This window comes from Herminiimonas glaciei (assembly GCF_042664955.1).
Taxonomy (GTDB): domain Bacteria; phylum Pseudomonadota; class Gammaproteobacteria; order Burkholderiales; family Burkholderiaceae_D; genus Oxalicibacterium; species Oxalicibacterium glaciei.
The window spans coordinates 1,463,082-1,480,236 of the sequence record NZ_JBHTBU010000001.1; the positions used below are offsets into that span (position 1 = coordinate 1,463,082).

Annotated in this window: 18 protein-coding genes and 1 tRNA gene; all 19 read right to left on the reverse strand. The window is 53.0% G+C overall.

Annotation, left to right across the window (positions count from 1 at the left end; genetic code table 11):
- Window positions 1-5: 5 nt before the first annotated feature.
- Complete coding sequence (locus tag ACFQPC_RS06475) at window positions 6-560, reverse strand: NUDIX domain-containing protein (protein ID WP_382270928.1); 555 nt, start codon at window positions 558-560, stop codon at window positions 6-8.
- Window positions 561-630: 70 nt separating this feature from the next.
- On the reverse strand, window positions 631-936 hold the full coding sequence (locus ACFQPC_RS06480) for a DUF2818 family protein (protein ID WP_382270929.1): 306 nt from the start codon (window positions 934-936) through the stop codon (window positions 631-633).
- Window positions 937-961: 25 nt separating this feature from the next.
- On the reverse strand, window positions 962-2,446 hold the full coding sequence (nuoN, locus tag ACFQPC_RS06485; protein ID WP_382270931.1) for an NADH-quinone oxidoreductase subunit NuoN: 1,485 nt from the start codon (window positions 2,444-2,446) through the stop codon (window positions 962-964).
- Between the two features lie 45 nt (window positions 2,447-2,491).
- Window positions 2,492-3,982 (reverse strand): NADH-quinone oxidoreductase subunit M, encoded by a 1,491-nt coding sequence (locus ACFQPC_RS06490; RefSeq protein ID WP_382270933.1) that lies wholly within the window; start codon window positions 3,980-3,982, stop codon window positions 2,492-2,494.
- Between the two features lie 26 nt (window positions 3,983-4,008).
- On the reverse strand, window positions 4,009-6,108 hold the full coding sequence (nuoL, locus tag ACFQPC_RS06495) for an NADH-quinone oxidoreductase subunit L (RefSeq protein ID WP_382270934.1): 2,100 nt from the start codon (window positions 6,106-6,108) through the stop codon (window positions 4,009-4,011).
- Between the two features lie 28 nt (window positions 6,109-6,136).
- Window positions 6,137-6,496 carry an NADH-quinone oxidoreductase subunit NuoK gene (gene nuoK, locus ACFQPC_RS06500; RefSeq protein ID WP_175626712.1) on the reverse strand — a complete coding sequence of 120 codons (360 nt, stop codon included), beginning with the start codon at window positions 6,494-6,496 and terminating at the stop codon, window positions 6,137-6,139.
- Window positions 6,456-7,097 carry an NADH-quinone oxidoreductase subunit J gene (locus ACFQPC_RS06505; RefSeq protein WP_382270936.1) on the reverse strand — a complete coding sequence of 214 codons (642 nt, stop codon included), beginning with the start codon at window positions 7,095-7,097 and terminating at the stop codon, window positions 6,456-6,458. The genes nuoK and ACFQPC_RS06505 overlap by 41 nt, the downstream gene beginning before the upstream one ends.
- A 67-nt stretch (window positions 7,098-7,164) precedes the next feature.
- A complete protein-coding gene (gene nuoI / locus ACFQPC_RS06510) occupies window positions 7,165-7,653 on the reverse strand; it encodes an NADH-quinone oxidoreductase subunit NuoI (RefSeq protein ID WP_012079326.1) in 489 nt (162 codons plus the stop codon).
- A 32-nt stretch (window positions 7,654-7,685) separates the two neighbouring features.
- Complete coding sequence (gene nuoH / locus ACFQPC_RS06515) at window positions 7,686-8,759, reverse strand: NADH-quinone oxidoreductase subunit NuoH (RefSeq protein ID WP_382270937.1); 1,074 nt, start codon at window positions 8,757-8,759, stop codon at window positions 7,686-7,688.
- Window positions 8,759-11,086: an NADH-quinone oxidoreductase subunit NuoG gene (nuoG, locus tag ACFQPC_RS06520; RefSeq protein WP_382270939.1), complete on the reverse strand. Its 2,328-nt coding sequence runs from the start codon at window positions 11,084-11,086 to the stop codon at window positions 8,759-8,761. The genes nuoH and nuoG overlap by 1 nt, the downstream gene beginning before the upstream one ends.
- Window positions 11,087-11,146: 60 nt before the next feature.
- On the reverse strand, window positions 11,147-12,442 hold the full coding sequence (gene nuoF / locus ACFQPC_RS06525; protein ID WP_382270941.1) for an NADH-quinone oxidoreductase subunit NuoF: 1,296 nt from the start codon (window positions 12,440-12,442) through the stop codon (window positions 11,147-11,149).
- A complete protein-coding gene (gene nuoE / locus ACFQPC_RS06530) occupies window positions 12,439-12,918 on the reverse strand; it encodes an NADH-quinone oxidoreductase subunit NuoE (protein WP_012079322.1) in 480 nt (159 codons plus the stop codon). Before nuoE ends, nuoF begins: the two co-directional genes overlap by 4 nt.
- A gap of 27 nt (window positions 12,919-12,945) precedes the next feature.
- Window positions 12,946-14,199 carry an NADH-quinone oxidoreductase subunit D gene (locus ACFQPC_RS06535; RefSeq protein ID WP_012079321.1) on the reverse strand — a complete coding sequence of 418 codons (1,254 nt, stop codon included), beginning with the start codon at window positions 14,197-14,199 and terminating at the stop codon, window positions 12,946-12,948.
- The gene (locus ACFQPC_RS06540) at window positions 14,199-14,795 is read right to left on the reverse strand and encodes an NADH-quinone oxidoreductase subunit C (protein ID WP_382270942.1); all 597 of its coding nucleotides are present in this window, start codon (window positions 14,793-14,795) and stop codon (window positions 14,199-14,201) included. The genes ACFQPC_RS06535 and ACFQPC_RS06540 overlap by 1 nt, the downstream gene beginning before the upstream one ends.
- A 13-nt stretch (window positions 14,796-14,808) precedes the next feature.
- The gene (locus ACFQPC_RS06545) at window positions 14,809-15,285 is read right to left on the reverse strand and encodes a NuoB/complex I 20 kDa subunit family protein (RefSeq protein ID WP_012079319.1); all 477 of its coding nucleotides are present in this window, start codon (window positions 15,283-15,285) and stop codon (window positions 14,809-14,811) included.
- A gap of 3 nt (window positions 15,286-15,288) precedes the next feature.
- Window positions 15,289-15,648: an NADH-quinone oxidoreductase subunit A gene (locus ACFQPC_RS06550; protein WP_041296455.1), complete on the reverse strand. Its 360-nt coding sequence runs from the start codon at window positions 15,646-15,648 to the stop codon at window positions 15,289-15,291.
- A 118-nt stretch (window positions 15,649-15,766) separates the two neighbouring features.
- Window positions 15,767-15,851 (reverse strand) — tRNA-Leu (locus ACFQPC_RS06555).
- Between the two features lie 84 nt (window positions 15,852-15,935).
- A complete protein-coding gene (gene secG / locus ACFQPC_RS06560; RefSeq protein ID WP_382270943.1) occupies window positions 15,936-16,322 on the reverse strand; it encodes a preprotein translocase subunit SecG in 387 nt (128 codons plus the stop codon).
- 44 nt (window positions 16,323-16,366) lie between these two features.
- A complete protein-coding gene (gene tpiA / locus ACFQPC_RS06565; protein WP_382270945.1) occupies window positions 16,367-17,125 on the reverse strand; it encodes a triose-phosphate isomerase in 759 nt (252 codons plus the stop codon).
- Window positions 17,126-17,155 lie beyond the last annotated feature (30 nt).

Genomic DNA, 17,155 nt, shown 5'->3' on the forward strand with positions numbered 1-17,155 from the left:
CGAAATCAGAGTTTCCACTCGCCGCAGATAATTTTCTCCAGCCAGAATGCACCGATGACAGTCTTCACATCAGTGATCTTGCCTGCGCGTATCCAGTCCGGCAATTCACTCGCGGCCACCGTGAAGATGTCGAGGAATTCTTCCGCATCCAGCTTGCGTTCGCCGGCCGTCAAGCCACGCGCGAGGTACAGGTCCAGGTGTTCATCCGCATACGCAATCGCATTGTGGATGGTGCATACAAACTGCCAGTCAGTCGCGGTGTAACCGGTTTCTTCCAGCAACTCGCGTTTGGCACAGGCCAGCGGCGCTTCGCCCGGATCTATCTTCCCCGCCGGGAATTCGATAAACACACGGTCTAGCGGATAACGAAACTGGCGCTCCATCAAAACCGTGCCGTCGTCAAACAAAGGCAGTACAACCACGGCGCCGGGATGCTTGATGTATTCACGGGTAGTCGGCTGGCCATTCGGCAGGCGCACGGTATCGCGTTGCACTTTAAGGAAATGGCCGTCGTACGCCAATGCGCTGTCGATGCGGACTTCTTTGAGGTGATTATCCATCTTCAGCTCCGGTGGGTACTTTGGCAAAAATGGTGGGGCTGATGACAGTCGCTTGCGTCAGCAAACGCTGTCAGTGATGACGCTTGCGCATATAGCGCATCACAAAGCCGGGATAGGCCAGCACGATGAATAGACAACCGGTAATAGCGAAAAATTCCCAGCCTTGCGGGAAAACACTGCCGATACGCGACTCCAGCATGCGTGCGATCAAACCGACCAGCAGATAAAGCACGAACAGTTCGATCAGGCGCAGCCAGACCGGCTTGCTGGTGAAAGACAGGGGAAGAACGGCGAACAGCCGTTCATTGAAGAATGGAAGGTTGGCGCTGAACAGCGCCAACAGGATCACAAACCAGCTGACCAGTGAAATATCCACTAAGCTTCAGCCACTCAGCTACAGATCAGGACGCGAGCGTCTTGACGATAGCAGCAGCACAAGCTGTCATCAAAGGACCTGGTACCAGGCCGAGAACCAGCAAGGAAGCGCCGTTGATGCTCAAGGCGACGGTAACATCCTTGTTGACCACGATCTTCGAATTATCCAGTGGTTCATCAAAGTACATGACTTTGACGATACGCAGGTAGTAGTAAGCACCAATCAGCGAGAACAGTACGGCTACGATAGCCAGCCAGATCTGGCCTGTGCTCAGGACCGCCTGCAATACCGACAGCTTGGCGTAGAAACCAACGACTGGCGGCACACCTGCCAGCGAGAACATCAGCATCAGCGTAACCAGAGCAAACCATGGGCTGCGTTGGTTCAGGCCTTTGAAGTCGTCGATATTGTCAGCTTCGAAACCGGCACGCGACAACAGCATGATGACGCCGAAGATACCGAGGGTCGTCAGCACATAAGTGATCGAGTAGAACATCGCTGCGCTGTAACCATTGGTGGTCGAGCCATCGGCACCGACAACCACGCCGGACAACAAACCGAGCAGGATGAAGCCCATTTGCGAAATCGTCGAATACGCCAGCATGCGCTTGATATTCGTTTGTACGATTGCGGTCACGTTACCAATTGCCATCGACAGTACAGCCAGGATGGTCAGCATTTGCTGCCAGTCGACTGCCAGTGCCGGCAAACCTTCCACCAGCAAACGGATCGTGATCGCGAATGCAGCCAGCTTAGGTGCACCACCCAGCAACAGGGTGACGGATGTCGGCGCACCTTGATAAACGTCAGGTACCCACATGTGGAACGGTACCACGCCCAGTTTGAACGCCAGGCCCGAGACCAGGAATACCAGGCCGAAAATCAGGATAGGCTTGTTCACGGTACCGGCAGCAGTTGCACGCGCTACTTCGGTCAAGTCGAGCGAACCGGTCGCGCCGTACAACATCGAGATACCGTACAACAGGAAACCGGAAGCCAGCGCACCGAGGATAAAGTACTTCATCGCAGCTTCTGTCGAGATCGCGTGGTCACGACGCATAGCAACCAATGCGTATAGCGACAGCGACATCAGTTCCAGACCCAGGTAGATGATCAGGAAATTGTTGGCCGAGATCATGACCATCTGGCCCAGCAGCGAGAACAGCGCGAGCAGGTAGAACTCACCGCCGAGGCGGCCGTTTACCATTTCACGGTCCAGACCGTATTGGCGCGAGTAAACCAGTGTCAGGCCAACTGCAACATACGAACAGATCTTCAACAAACTCGACATCGGATCCGAGACGAACATATTGTTGAAGGTGTAGACAGTCGCGCCTGTATTGAAGTCAGACAGGCTCAGCACACCGCAAACCAGCAATGCAATAATCGACAGCACGTAAGTGATGTGGCGTTTCTCGTCCTTTAGAAACAAGTCAATCAGCAAAATTGCGCAAATCGCAATTGCCAGGAATATTTCAGGAAGGACGGGTATCAGATTCAAATTATTCATTTTGTCGCAGTTCTTGTGCGTTTACTTTCGCGGTCGCGGCGTTTATTAATTCAATTTCGAGATGGCGACGTGCTTCAGCAGGTCGGTCACCGAAGTTTGCATCGCATCGGTGAATGGTGCCGGGTACAGACCCATCGCCAATACAGCGATAGCCAGCAAGCCCAACATCAGGAATTCACGTTTGTTCAGGTCTTTCATCTCGGACACGTGGTGATTGGTGATAGCACCAAAGATCACGCGTTTAGCCAGCCACAGCGAGTACGCTGCGCCCAGGATCAGGGCTGTTGCTGCCAGCAGGCCTATCCAGAAATTGAATTTGACTGCGCCCAGGATCACCATGAATTCACCGACGAAACCGGAGGTTGCCGGCAAGCCTGCATTACCCATCGAGAACAATACAAAGAATGCAGCGAACTTAGGCATCACATTCACAACGCCACCGTAGTCGGCGATGTTACGGGTATGCATGCGGTCGTACAGTACACCGATACACAGGAACATTGCGCCGGATACGAAACCGTGCGAAATCATTTGTACGATACCGCCCTGCACTGCCATGTCGTTAAACATGAAGAAGCCGAGGGTAACGAAGCCCATGTGTGCAATCGACGAATAAGCAACCAGCTTTTTCATGTCGGTTTGTACCAGTGCAACCAGACCGATGTAGATAACAGCGATCAGCGACAGGGTAATCATGAAGCCCGACAGGTAGTGGCTGGCGTCTGGTGTGATCGGCAAGGAGAAACGCAGGAAGCCGTATGCACCGAGTTTCAGCATGATTGCTGCCAGTACAACGGAACCACCGGTAGGCGCTTCCACGTGGGCATCCGGCAACCATGTATGCACTGGCCACATCGGAACCTTGACCGCAAATGCCATCAGGAATGCCAGGAAAATCAGGATCTGCGCATCCATCGGCAACGGCAATGTGTGCCATGCCAGGATGTCAAAGCTGTGACCCGACTTGAAGTACAGGTACAGCAAGGCCACCAGCATCAACAGCGAACCGAAGAAGGTGTAGAGGAAGAACTTGATCGAAGCGTACACACGATTCGCACCACCCCATACACCGATGATGATGAACATCGGGATCAGTGTCGATTCAAAGAACACATAGAACAGCAAGCCGTCCAGTGCGCAGAACACACCAATCATCAGGCCGGACAGGATCAGGAACGCGCCCATGTACTGGGCTACGCGTTTTTCAATCACTTCCCACGCTGCGATCACGACGAAAATCGTAATGAAGGCAGTCAAGATGACGAACCACATCGACAGGCCGTCTACGCCCAGCGAGTAGTTAATGTTGAAAATGTCGATCCACTTCAGCTTTTCGACGAACTGCATGCCGTGTGCGGCATTGTCGAACTTTGCCACGATCGGCAAAGTGACCAGGAAGCTGACGATAGAACCAAACAGCGACAGGACGCGCACCGCGTTTGGATTGGTATCGCGGCCTACGGCCAGGATGAACACACCGAACGCGATTGGTAGCCAGATCGCGAGACTCAAGAGGGGAAATGTTGACTGCATCATGTTTTTATTTACTTTATTTCGCTAACTTATTTGGCGAACAACGGGAATATCACGAAATAACTCAGTAAACCCAGCATGCCGAGAATCATGACAAATGCGTAGTGATAGATGTAACCGCTTTGCAGTACACGAATCACGCGGGAGGACCAAGCTACTACTTTGGCACTACCGTTAACAATCAGGCCATCAATCAATGTCTTATCACCGACTCTGGACAAACCACCACCCAGCAGGCGTGCGCCGCCGGCGATGACAACCTCATTGAATTTGTCCATGTAGTACTTATTCTCAAGCAGCGTGTGCAGCGCATGGAAATGCTTGTAGAACCATGCCGGTACACGCGGGTTGATCATGTAGCAGTAGTAAGCCGACACAACACCTGCCACAGCCAGCCAGAACGGCGCTGTCGACAAGCCGTGGATCGCCATTGCAACCGCACCATGGAAATGTTCTTTCAATTCAGCCATTGCGCCATGCGATGCGCTGACGGTGATCACACCGTTGAAGAAGTCGCCGTGCAACATAGGCTGGATCGCGAAGAAGCCAATCAGCACCGATGGGATAGCCAGCAGGATCAATGGCAGGGTCACGACCAGCGGCGACTCGTGCGGCTTCTGGCCTGGAGCCAGACCGTGATGTTCATCATGGCCATGGTCGTCATCAGCGTGATGCGCGTCGTGTGCATGGTCATCATGAGCATGCGCAGCTTTCGCATGTGCATGATCGTCATGGTGTGCATGCTCTTTACCGAAACGCTCTTCACCGTGGAATACCAGGAAGTACATACGGAAGGAGTAGAACGCCGTAACGAATACACCGGCCAATACCGCAAAGTTAGCGAAACCGGAACCAAACAGCGTGGTTGCGTGCACTGCTTCGATGATGCTGTCCTTCGAGTAAAAGCCCGAGAAGAACGGCGTACCGATCAATGCCAGCGAACCGAGCAAGGATGTGATCCAGGTAATCGGCATGTATTTACGCAAGCCACCCATATTGCGGATGTCCTGATCATGGTGCATACCAATGATGACGGAACCCGCGGCAAGGAACAGCAAAGCCTTGAAGAACGCGTGGGTCATCAGGTGGAATACGGCAACCGAGTAAGCGGACGCGCCCAGTGCAACAGTCATGTAACCGAGTTGCGACAGGGTCGAGTAAGCAACCACGCGCTTGATATCATTCTGGATGATGCCCAGGAAGCCCATGAACAGCGCAGTGATCGAACCGATGATCAGGACGAAGGACAAGGCGGTATCCGACAACTCGAACAGCGGCGACATACGTGCCACCATGAAGATACCTGCGGTAACCATGGTCGCCGCGTGGATCAGTGCCGAAATCGGGGTTGGGCCTTCCATCGAGTCAGGCAGCCAGACGTGCAGCGGGAACTGCGCCGATTTACCCATCGCGCCGATGAACAGGCAGATACAGGCCACGGTCAGCAACATCCAGTCGGTGCCAGGCAGGGTCAGGGTCGCGAGTTGCTCTTTCTTCGCGAAGACTTCTGCGTAGTCCATCGAACCGGCGTACGCCAGCAACAGGCCAATACCCAGGATGAAGCCAAAGTCACCTACGCGGTTAACCAGGAAGGCCTTCATGTTCGCCACGATAGCGGTCGGCTTGGTGTACCAGAAACCGATCAGCAGGTAAGAGACCAGGCCCACTGCTTCCCAACCGAAGAACAGTTGCAGGAAGTTGTTGCTCATGACCAGCATCAACATTGCAAACGTGAACAGCGAGATGTACGAGAAGAAACGGTTGTAACCTTCGTCTTCTTCCATGTAGCCGATCGTGTAGATATGCACCATCAGCGACACGAAGGTCACCACGCACATCATCATCGCGGTCAGGCTGTCGACCAGGAAGCCGACTTCAAGCTTGAGCCCGACGACGGTCATCCATGTGTACAGGTTGCCATTGAAAGTCGCGCCATCCAGAACCAGCGATAACGTGTGCAATGACAAGATGAAAGAAATCAGTACGCCAAGAATCGTCACAGTATGCGACGTCTTGCGACCAATCAGGTTACCGAAAAATTTTGTACCGAACAATCCAGCAATCATAGAGCCGGCAAGTGGTGCCAGCGGTACGACTAGAAGGAGGTGTGGGTTAAGTTGCCCCGCCATGAGTGAACCTTATCGTTATTTTTTGGGATTAGCCTTTGAGGCCGTCAAGATCTTCGACATTGATGGTATCCAGAGTACGGAACATGGAAACCAAAATGGCAAGACCAATCGCAGCTTCAGCAGCAGCCACCGTCAAGATGAAGAAAACAAAAATCTGACCGGCTGCATCACCCAGGAAATAGGAGAAAGCGACGAAATTCATATTCACCGCCAACAGCATCAATTCGATAGCCATCAACAAGATGATGATGTTCTTACGATTCAGAAAAATACCAACGATCGAGATCGCGAACAAAATCGCGCCAAGGATCAGGTAATGTACGAGCGATAACTCCACAACACTCCCCTTACTTTTGTTCTGCTGCAGGAGCAGCTGGTGAATCGCCATTGGCGCGAGCGGAATCCGCCTTCATTTTTACGACACGCAAACGATCGCTGGCTTTAACTCTGACTGCGTCGCCAGGAGCGAAGTACTTGCTGTCTTTACGTTTGCGCATGGTCAATGCCACTGCCGCGATCATGCCGACCAACAACAACACCGCCGCAATTTCAAACGCATACAGGTAATCGGTGTAGATCAGTTTGCCCAGTTCCTTGGCGTTGCCGATATTGGCCGATACTTCAGGGACCTGGGTGTGTGCACGCCAGAAGCCGCGGAACAATACCAATGCCATTTCCAGCACGATCACAACACCGATGGTTGCTGCCAATGGCAGGTAACCCCAGAAACCTTCACGCAATTTGGTGAGTTTGATGTCGACCATCATGACCACAAACAGGAACAGCACCATGACCGCACCGACATAGACCAGAATCAGTACGATGGACAGGAACTCAGCTTTGAGCAACATCCACAGTGCAGCAGCCGAACAAAACGAGAGCACGAGGAACAGCGCCGCGTGAACCGGATTCGATTCGGTGATAACGCGTATAGCAGCGAGTACGAGAATCGCTGAAAACACGTAGAACAAGACAGTTGTAAATTCCATAAGCAGTCTAAAAATCAGCAAAAAGTCAGCAAGAGGTCAGCCAGTAACAGCGACCCATACTATTAAATCAACGATAGGCCGCGTCGGCGGTGCGTGCTGCTGCGATTTCTGGTTCGTAGCGATCACCTACTGCCAGCAACATTTCCTTGGTGTAGTACAAGTCGCCGCGCTTCTCGCCGTGGTATTCCAGAATATGTGTTTCCACGATCGAATCGACCGGGCACGACTCTTCGCAGAAGCCGCAGAAAATACATTTGGTCAGATCGATGTCGTAACGGGTGGTACGGCGGGTGCCGTCTTCACGCTGATCCGATTCAATCGTGATTGCCATCGCCGGGCACACTGCTTCACACAGTTTGCAAGCGATGCAACGCTCTTCCCCGTTCGGATAACGACGCAGCGCATGCAAACCACGGAAACGTGGCGACTGCGGAGTCTTCTCTTCCGGAAACTGCACGGTAATCTTGCGTGCAAACATGTAGCGACCTGTCAGCGCCAGCCCTTTGAAGAGCTCACGCAGCATCAAGCTACCGAAAAAATCCTTAATTGCTTCCATCTTGGCTTCCCTTTTTGCTCAGCCCTGCTGCATTAATTCCAGATATTCCACGGAGTCTTCATCCAGATCGCGACGATCAACAGATAAACGAGTGTCAGTGGGATAAACACTTTCCAACCCAAACGCATGATTTGATCGTAGCGATAGCGTGGGAACGATGCACGGAACCAGATAAACATGGTTACGACCATCAATGTCTTCAGACCCAGCCAGATCCAGCCTGGTATCCAGGTGAACGGTGCCATGTCGATCGGTGATGTCCAGCCGCCGAGGAACATCAGCGTAGCCATGATCGAGATCAACCACATGTTGGCGTATTCAGCCAGGAAGAACATCGCGAACGACATACCCGAGTATTCAACCATGTGACCAGCAACGATTTCTGATTCGCCCTCAACCACGTCAAACGGATGGCGGTTCAATTCAGCCGTACCCGAGATGATGTAGATGAAGAACATAGGCAGCAATGGCAACCAGTTCCACGACAGGAAAGTCAGGCCCATCTCGGCAAAACGACCTGTGTTTTGCGTGTTCACGATAGTGGTCAGGTTCATGCTGCCGGTAACCATCAGGATGATCACCAACACGAAGCCCATCGCGATTTCATACGAAATCATTTGTGCCGATGCACGCATCGCACCGAGGAACGCGTACTTGGAGTTCGATGCCCAGCCTGCGACGATCACGCCATATACTTCCAGCGAAGTAATCGCCATCACGAACAGCAAACCTGCGTTGACATCTGCCAACACTGTTTCCGGTCCGAATGGAATCACTGCCCATGCAGCCAGTGCCGGCATGATGGTCATGATAGGAGCAATCACGAACAAAGCCTTGCTCGACTTGGCTGGAACAACGATCTCTTTCAGCAAGAGTTTGACGCCGTCGGCGATCGGTTGCAGCAAACCTGCAGGACCAGTACGGTTGGGGCCATGACGAACGTGCATCCAGCCGATGACCTTACGTTCCCACAAAGTCAAATAAGCTACAGCACCCATCAATGGGGCGACAACTGCAATAATCTTGACCAAATTCCAGACTAACGGCCAATAGTATCCAAGGAAAGATTGACCCGTCGCGTGGATGGATGCAAACAATTGATCCATTACGCTTTCTCCACGCTGATAGAACCAAACATCGCGCCCAGACCGGCGGTGGACTGATGTCCTGCCGCTACGCGCACCACATTAACCGGCAACTTCGCATCGATGGCGGCAGCCAGTACCGCACTACCCGCACCTTGCGTTACCTTGACCTGATCACCGGCCGCGATACCGAGCTTGGCAGCCAGATCCGCCGACAACCACGCTTTTGGCGCCGCACCGTCGTTGGTCTGTTGCAAAGGCTGGGAGCGACGCACGATCGCATCAGTTGCATAAATCGATACATCAGCCACGCGCTCAAGTTGCAAGCCGGCCGCTGCAACTTCTGCCTGCGGCGTTGCTTTGCCGAAGTTGTTCAGGCGTGGCAACAGGTTTGCATCTGCTGGCGCGCTGGTGCCGAGGATTTCATTGCGGATCGCTTCCGATGTGTCGTAATCGAAACCGCTCAATTCCAGCAGGTTGCCGAGTACGCGCAAGACTTTCCATGCCGGACGTGTGTCGCCCAGAGGCTTGACGGTACCGTTGAAGCTTTGTGCACGGCCTTCGCCATTGACGAAAGTACCGGAGGTTTCGGAGAACGGTGCGATCGGCAACAAGACATCGGCGAAATCATTGCCGTGCTTGTAAGGCGACATCACGACAACCATCTCTGCCTGGTTCAATGCGCTGCGTGCAACTTGCGGATTGAAGCTGTCGAGTTCCGGTTCCGCGTTCAGCAATACATATGCTTTACGTGGCTGCGCAAATGCCTGCGCTGCATTGGCACCATTGGCACCGACCAGATAGCCACCAACGCTGTTGGCTGCTTCGGTCAGGAAGCCGAATTTGGCTTCGGTATTTTGTGCAATCCACTGTGCCGCCGCGTGCAATTTAGCTGCTTGCGGGTGCTGCAATACTGCATTACCCAACAACACTGCCTTAGGCTCGCCGGACAACAGGCTTGCTGCGATCTGTTTTGCTTCTGACGATGGCTGGATCGCATCGAAACCGGCTGGTGCCGCGATACCCTTGGCTTGCGCCACGGCAGCAACGACTTCGCTCAGGGCCGACAACCAATCCGACGGAGCCTTGATCATTTTGTTTGCAACCGGCATCAACAGGTCGTCGTCGCTGGCGTGCAAGATGCTGACGCTGGCGCCCTGCTTCACTGCCTGGCGCAGACGCGCTGCCAGCAATGGATGATCTTTACGCAGGAAGGAACCGATGACAAACGCACGTTTCAATGCGCCGAACTCTGCGATCGACATGCCGAGCCAAGGTGTCACGCCGGCATCCAGCGAGAAGTCGGATTGACGCAGGCGGAAGTCGATGTTTTCCGAACCGATGCCACGCACCAGTTTTTGCAACAAGGACATTTCTTCCAGTGTCGAGTACGGTGTTGCCAACGCAGCGATGGAATCAGCACCGTGTTCGTGCTTGATGTTACGCAAACCGTGCGCAACGTATTCCAGCGCGGTTTGCCAGTCAGTTTCCTGCCATTTGTCGTCTTGCTTGATCATTGGGCTGGTCAGACGGTCTTCGCTGTTCAAACCTTCATAGGCGAAGCGATCCTTGTCCGAAATCCAGCATTCATTGACGTCGTCGTTTTCCAACGGCAGCACGCGCATGACTTTGCCAGCTTTGACTTGCACGATCAGGTTTGCACCGAGGCTATCGTGCGGGCTGACCGATTTGCGACGCGACAATTCCCAGGTACGGGCGCTGTAGCGGAACGGCTTCGATGTCAGTGCGCCGACCGGGCACAGATCGATCATATTGCCGGACAATTCGGAATCAACTGTTTTGCCAACGAAGGAAGTGATTTCTGCGTGCTCACCGCGACCCAGCATACCGAATTCCATCACGCCGGCGACTTCCTGGCCGAAACGGACGCAACGTGTGCAGTGGATGCAACGGCTCATCTCTTTCATCGAGATCAGCGGACCGACATCTTTCGGTGCCACTACGCGTTTTTCTTCTTCGTAACGCGACGAAGAATCACCATAGCCGACTGCCAGATCCTGCAATTGGCATTCGCCGCCCTGATCGCAGATAGGGCAATCGAGCGGGTGGTTAATCAGGAGGAATTCCATCACGCCTTTTTGCGCTTTGACTGCCTTCTCGCTGTTGGAGCGGACAATCATGCCTGGCATCACAGGTGTTGCACAGGCTGGCAATGGCTTAGGTGCTTTTTCAACCTCGACCAGGCACATACGGCAGTTCGCCGCGATGGACAATTTTTTGTGGTAACAAAAGTGTGGGATGTAAGTGCCAAGCTTATTGGCAGCGTCCATCACCATGCTGCCTTCTTGCACTTCGACTTTTTTACCGTCTATTTCGATTTCAACCATGGCTTTGCTTTTGTTGACTTCAGTGTTCTCACTAGGTTTATAACTAAACGAAGTGATCGGCTAAATGTAAGCGGGCACCAAGCAATGTTTATGCTCAATGTGATATACAAATTCTTCACGGAACTGCTGGATCATTGCACGTACCGGCATCGCAGCGGCATCGCCGAGCGCACAGATCGTACGACCCTGGATGTTGTCAGCGACCGAGTTCAGCATGTCCAGATCTTCCGGACGGCCCTGACCGTTCTCGATACGATGCACCATACGATACAGCCAGCCTGTGCCCTCACGACACGGCGTGCACTGACCGCAGGATTCTTCATAGTAGAAGTAAGACAGTCGCAACAGTGCCTTGACCATGCAACGTGTCTCATCCATCACGATGACAGCGCCCGAACCCAGCATCGAACCAGCCTTGGCAACCGAATCGTAATCCATGTCGGTCGCCATCATCAGGTCGCCCTTGACGACCGGAACCGACGAACCACCAGGAATCACGGCCTTGAGCTTTTTACCGCCGCGCACGCCACCGGCGAGCTTCAACAGCTCAGCAAATGGTGTACCCAGTGGAATTTCGTAATTACCCGGATTCTCTACGTCACCCGACACCGAGAAAATCTTGGTGCCGCCATTGTTAGGCTTGCCGATTGCAGCATACGCTTCAGCGCCCACCTGGAAGATGAACGGTACTGCCGCAAAAGTCTCGGTATTGTTGATCGTGGTTGGCTTGCCGTACAAACCATAGCTGGCCGGGAACGGCGGCTTGAAGCGTGGCTGGCCTTTTTTGCCTTCCAGCGATTCCAGCAAAGCGGTTTCTTCGCCGCAGATGTACGCACCAAAACCATGGAATGCGTGCAACTGGAAGCTGTGTGCCGAACCCAGGATGTTATCGCCGAGGAAGCCGGCTGCGCGCGCTTGCTCCAGTGCCTCTTCAAAACGATCGTATTCAGCGAAAATTTCGCCGTGGATGTAGTTGTAACCGACGCTGACGCCCATTGCATAGGCAGCGATGGTCATGCCTTCGATCACAGCGTGCGGGTTGTACCGCAGAATGTCGCGGTCCTTGAATGTGCCCGGTTCGCCTTCATCGGAATTACAAACCAGGTATTTCTGGCCTGCGAAATTCTTCGGCATGAAGCTCCACTTCAAACCGCTCGGGAAACCTGCACCACCGCGACCACGCAATGTCGATGCCTTGACTTCGGCAATGACTTGCTCAGGCGTCATGCCTTCGCTCAGGATGCGTTTCAGCGATGCGTAACCACCGCGCTTGACGTACTCTTCCAGACCCCAGTTGTCACCGGTAAGGCCGGCGAAAATCAATGGCTTGATATGACGGTTATGCAGACTGGTCATTTCTTCAATTCCTCTACCAGGGCGTCGATCTTTTCATCCGACATAAAGCTGCACATACGTTTGTTGTTGACCAGCATGACAGGCGCGTCACCGCATGCGCCCATGCATTCGCCTTCGACCAGTGTGAACAGGTCGTCATCCGTGGTTTCGCGATAATCGATACCGAGCTTTTGCTTCAGGTAATGCGCAGCCTTCTCGCCGCCGGACAATTGGCATGGCAGGTTGGTACACACCGAGATCTTGAACTTGCCGACCGGCTTGGTGTTGTACATATTGTAGAAGGTCGCAACTTCTTGCACCGCGATCGCAGGCATGCCCAGGTAATCAGCGACATCTTGCATCACTTCAGGCGGCAGCCAACGGGTCTCGTCCTGAGCAATTTGCAGTGCGGCCATGACCGCAGACTGCTTTTGATCTGGAGGGAACTTGGCGACCTCGCGGTCGATTCTTTTATACGTTTGCTCTGATAACAGCATGTCTATGCCTCAAATATTGAGCCGCTATTAGCGGTCAATCTCACCAAACACAATATCTTGTGTGCCGATGATGGTTACTGCATCGGCAATCATGTGGCCCTTGGCCATTTCATCCAGGCCTTGCAAATGCGGGAAGCCTGGCGCCCGAATCTTCATACGATATGGTTTGTTCGCGCCATCCGAAATCAGATACACGCCAAACTCGCCCTTCGGATGTTCCACCGCTGCATATGCTTCACCGGTCGGCACGTGGAAGCCTTCGGTAAACAGTTTGAAGTGGTGAATCAAATCTTCCATGTTCGACTTCATGCCTACGCGTGATGGCGGTGCAACCTTATGGTTGTCCGTCATGACCGGGCCGGCGTTATTACGCAGCCACTCGACGCATTGCTTGATGATACGGTTCGATTGACGCATCTCTTCGACGCGCACCAGGTAACGATCGTAGCAATCGCCGTTGGTACCGACCGGGATATCGAAGTCCATCAGGTCATACACTTCGTATGGTTGTTTCTTGCGCAGATCCCACTCGACGCCCGAACCACGCAGCATCGCGCCGGTGAAGCCCATCGCCATTGCGCGCTCTGGCGACACCACGCCGATACCGACCAGACGCTGTTTCCAGATACGGTTATCGGTCAACAGTGTCTCGTATTCGTCGACATAGGTCGGGAAACGATTGGTGAAGTCTTCGATGAAGTCGAGCAAGGAACCTTGACGGTTTTCGTTCAGCTGGCTGATCGCTTTTGCATTGCGGATGATCGATGCCTTGTGTTGCGGCATGGTATCCGGCAGATCGCGATATACGCCACCCGGACGGTAGTAAGCAGCATGCATACGTGCGCCCGACACTGCTTCGTAGCAGTCCATCAAGTCTTCACGTTCGCGGAATGCGTACAGGAACACCCCCATCGCACCAACGTCCAGCGCATGCGCGCCGAGCCACATCAGGTGATTCAGGATACGGGTGATTTCATCGAACATCACGCGGATGTACTGCGCACGCAGCGGCACTTCGATGTTCAGCATCTTTTCGATAGCCATCACATACGCGTGCTCGTTACACATCATCGAGACGTAATCGAGGCGATCCATGTAAGGCACGGATTGCAGATAGGTTTTTTGTTCAGCCAGCTTTTCTGTCGCGCGGTGCAACAGGCCGATATGCGGATCGGCACGCTGGATAACTTCGCCGTCGAGCTCCAGAACCAGGCGCAACACACCGTGCGCGGCAGGATGCTGAGGACCAAAGTTGAGGGTGTAGTTCTTAATTTCGGCCATTATTTCGCCCCGTATTGTTCTTCACGAATCACGCGCGGCACATTTTCGCGCGGGTCTATCGTTACAGGTTGATAAATGACGCGTTTTTGTTCCGGATCGTAACGCATTTCAACATAGCCAGAGACTGGGAAATCTTTGCGGAATGGATGACCGATGAAACCGTAGTCGGTCAGGATGCGACGCAAATCGTTGTGACCTTCGAACAGGATGCCGAAGAAGTCAAACGCTTCACGTTCGTACCAGTTAGCGGTAGGCCAGATATCGATCATCGAAGCGACTACCGGCATTTCATCGTCAGCGGCGAACACACGCACACGGACACGCCAGTTATGCTTGATCGACAACAGGTGCGAAACCACAGCGAAGCGCGGACCTTCCCACAGACCATCACCGTATGTCGAATAATCGACACCGCACAAATCAATCATTTCTTCAAAGCGCAGGTCAGCGTGGTCACGCAGTACACGCATTGCAGACGCATAGTCATGCGACTTCACAACAATGGTGACTTCGCCCAATGCCTGAGTCAGGCTTTGAAGTTGGTCGCCGAGCGCATTGCGCAGAGCGGCTTCAAGGAGTTCAAGTTTGATCGTCATTTAAAAACCAGCCTTAGCGAGCAATCGTGTTGGTACGACGGATCTTGTTTTGCAACTGCATGATCCCGTACAACAACGCTTCAGCGGTTGGAGGACAACCAGGAACATAGACATCGACCGGAACAATACGATCACAGCCGCGCACAACAGAATACGAATAATGGTAGTAACCGCCACCATTGGCACAGGAACCCATCGAGATAACCCAACGTGGCTCAGCCATCTGGTCATACACCTTGCGCAATGCAGGTGCCATCTTGTTGCACAGTGTGCCGGCCACGATCATCACGTCGGACTGACGTGGGGATGGACGGAACACAACACCGAAACGATCCAGATCGTAACGCGACGCACCTGCGTGCATCATTTCAACTGCGCAGCATGCCAGACCAAACGTCATTGGCCACATCGAGCCGGTACGGGTCCAGTTGATCAGCTTGTCAGCTGTGGTGGTTACGAAACCTTCGTTCAATACGCCTTCAATTGCCATGACTTACTCCCAATCCAGCGCGCCTTTTTTCCATTCGAACACCAGACCGATGGTCAGCACTCCAAGGAAAATCATCATTGACCAAAATCCCAGCATCCCTACTTCGCGCATTGCCACGGCCCAAGGCACCAGGAATGCAACTTCGAGATCGAACAGAATGAAGAGAATCGCGACGAGGTAGTAGCGCACGTCAAACTTCATACGTGCATCTTCAAACGCTTCAAAACCGCATTCGTAAGGGGAAAGTTTTTGTGCATCCGGTTTATGCGGAGCCAGTACACGACCCAACACTTGTGGCACGACACCGACGCCGATACCAACCAGAATAAAAAGCAAAACGGGGAAATAGTTTTCGAGGTTCACGATTAGCGCAGTATGTTGAACGATTAATTGGCTTGCAAAATAATCCGTTGAATCAAACGACAATTTGTCGATAAAAAGCCAGCTTAGGTATGCCCCCTTGCTGGCTTAGAATTTTTGTTGGTGCCGACGGCGAGACTCGAACTCGCACAGCTTTCGCCACTACCCCCTCAAGATAGCGTGTCTACCAATTTCACCACGTCGGCAAGACTTCTATTCTAACCCGCCTTGACACATTTGTTCAATGCGCAATTGCATTAAAACAAGAACAAACAGCGAATAAAACACGCTTATTTTGGAATCTGATTTGATTGACCAGTTCCACTCGGCACAACTGGTGTTTCAGGTGCGGCAGCAGGTGCATTTTGTGCAGGTGCAGCAGCGCCAGGAACAGCCGAAGCAGGCAGGTTTTCCATCACGCCGGCGCTTGGTGTCGCCGGCTTGTTGCCGATGAATGCCAGGCCCAATGTTGCGGAGAAAAATATGACTGCAGCAACACCGGTAAATTTGGAAAGGAAGTTGGACGATCCGGTCGCACCAAACAGACTGCCCGAAGCACCCGAACCAAACGATGCGCCCATGTCAGCGCCTTTACCATGTTGCAATAATACGAGGCCGATAATCGTCAATGCGGACAAAACCTGAACAACGACGATGATGGTGTGAAAGCTATTCATTTAAGTTCCAGTATTTAGGTAATTCGTAATAAAGCTGTTACAACTCAGGCTGCTTGAATGATTGCGAGGAAGTCCGCTGACTTCAATGCTGCCCCGCCGATCAAACCGCCATCGATATCTGACATGGCAAGCAACTCTTGCGCGTTGTCCGGCTTCATGCTGCCACCGTACAAAATTCTGACTTGCGCTGCGGCTTCGGCATTTTTGACCTGCAGCTGCTTGCGCAACATCGCATGCACTTCCTGCGCCATTGCTGGCGTTGCTGTCTTACCGGTGCCTATTGCCCAAACCGGCTCGTATGCTACAACAATCTTTGCCAGATCGCTTACAGCAATCGCTGCCAACACGACATTCAGTTGTTCCGCAACCACGCTATCGATCTGCCCTGCTTCGCGTTGTGCCAGTGTTTCACCGACGCAAACGATAGGAGTCAAACCGGCTTGCAGTGCACGCACTGTTTTTTGTGCGATTAATTCATTTGATTCAGCGAAATAGGCGCGACGTTCCGAGTGGCCGACGATTACATAACGGCAATCGAATTCCTGCAACATGCTGGTCGATACTTCACCGGTATAAGCACCTGCTTCGTGGCTGGAAACATCCTGCGCACCGAGTGCGATCGCAGCGCCGTTTAACAAGCCCTGGCACTGCGCAAAATAAGGAGCTGGGACACAGACTGCAACATCACATATTGCACTGTCTGGATTGCTGTTTAATCCGCTTTTAATCTCTGTCAGCAATAGCGTATTGGCAGCCAGGCTGCCATTCATTTTCCAATTGCCAGCGACGAGTTTGCGGCGCATATAAAACCCATAATTTCAATAACCCGCTAT

Bases quoted from the DNA above. Each gene is read 5' to 3' on its own strand.
- secG (WP_382270943.1), bottom strand. From the start codon at position 16,322: ATGAATAGCTTTCACACCATCATCGTCGTTGTTCAGGTTTTGTCCGCA.
- nuoL (WP_382270934.1), bottom strand. From the start codon at position 6,108: ATGGCGGGGCAACTTAACCCACACCTCCTTCTAGTCGTACCGCTGGCA.
- ACFQPC_RS06545 (WP_012079319.1), bottom strand. From the start codon at position 15,285: ATGGCAATTGAAGGCGTATTGAACGAAGGTTTCGTAACCACCACAGCT.
- nuoF (WP_382270941.1), bottom strand. From the start codon at position 12,442: ATGACCAGTCTGCATAACCGTCATATCAAGCCATTGATTTTCGCCGGC.
- nuoE (WP_012079322.1), bottom strand. From the start codon at position 12,918: ATGCTGTTATCAGAGCAAACGTATAAAAGAATCGACCGCGAGGTCGCC.
- ACFQPC_RS06490 (WP_382270933.1), bottom strand. From the start codon at position 3,982: ATGATGCAGTCAACATTTCCCCTCTTGAGTCTCGCGATCTGGCTACCA.
- nuoH (WP_382270937.1), bottom strand. From the start codon at position 8,759: ATGGATCAATTGTTTGCATCCATCCACGCGACGGGTCAATCTTTCCTT.
- ACFQPC_RS06475 (WP_382270928.1), bottom strand. From the start codon at position 560: ATGGATAATCACCTCAAAGAAGTCCGCATCGACAGCGCATTGGCGTAC.
- nuoG (WP_382270939.1), bottom strand. From the start codon at position 11,086: ATGGTTGAAATCGAAATAGACGGTAAAAAAGTCGAAGTGCAAGAAGGC.
- ACFQPC_RS06505 (WP_382270936.1), bottom strand. From the start codon at position 7,097: ATGGAATTTACAACTGTCTTGTTCTACGTGTTTTCAGCGATTCTCGTA.
- nuoI (WP_012079326.1), bottom strand. From the start codon at position 7,653: ATGGAAGCAATTAAGGATTTTTTCGGTAGCTTGATGCTGCGTGAGCTC.
- nuoK (WP_175626712.1), bottom strand. From the start codon at position 6,496: ATGGCGATTCACCAGCTGCTCCTGCAGCAGAACAAAAGTAAGGGGAGT.
- ACFQPC_RS06535 (WP_012079321.1), bottom strand. From the start codon at position 14,199: ATGGCCGAAATTAAGAACTACACCCTCAACTTTGGTCCTCAGCATCCT.
- tpiA (WP_382270945.1), bottom strand. From the start codon at position 17,125: ATGCGCCGCAAACTCGTCGCTGGCAATTGGAAAATGAATGGCAGCCTG.
- nuoN (WP_382270931.1), bottom strand. From the start codon at position 2,446: ATGAATAATTTGAATCTGATACCCGTCCTTCCTGAAATATTCCTGGCA.
- ACFQPC_RS06540 (WP_382270942.1), bottom strand. From the start codon at position 14,795: ATGACGATCAAACTTGAACTCCTTGAAGCCGCTCTGCGCAATGCGCTC.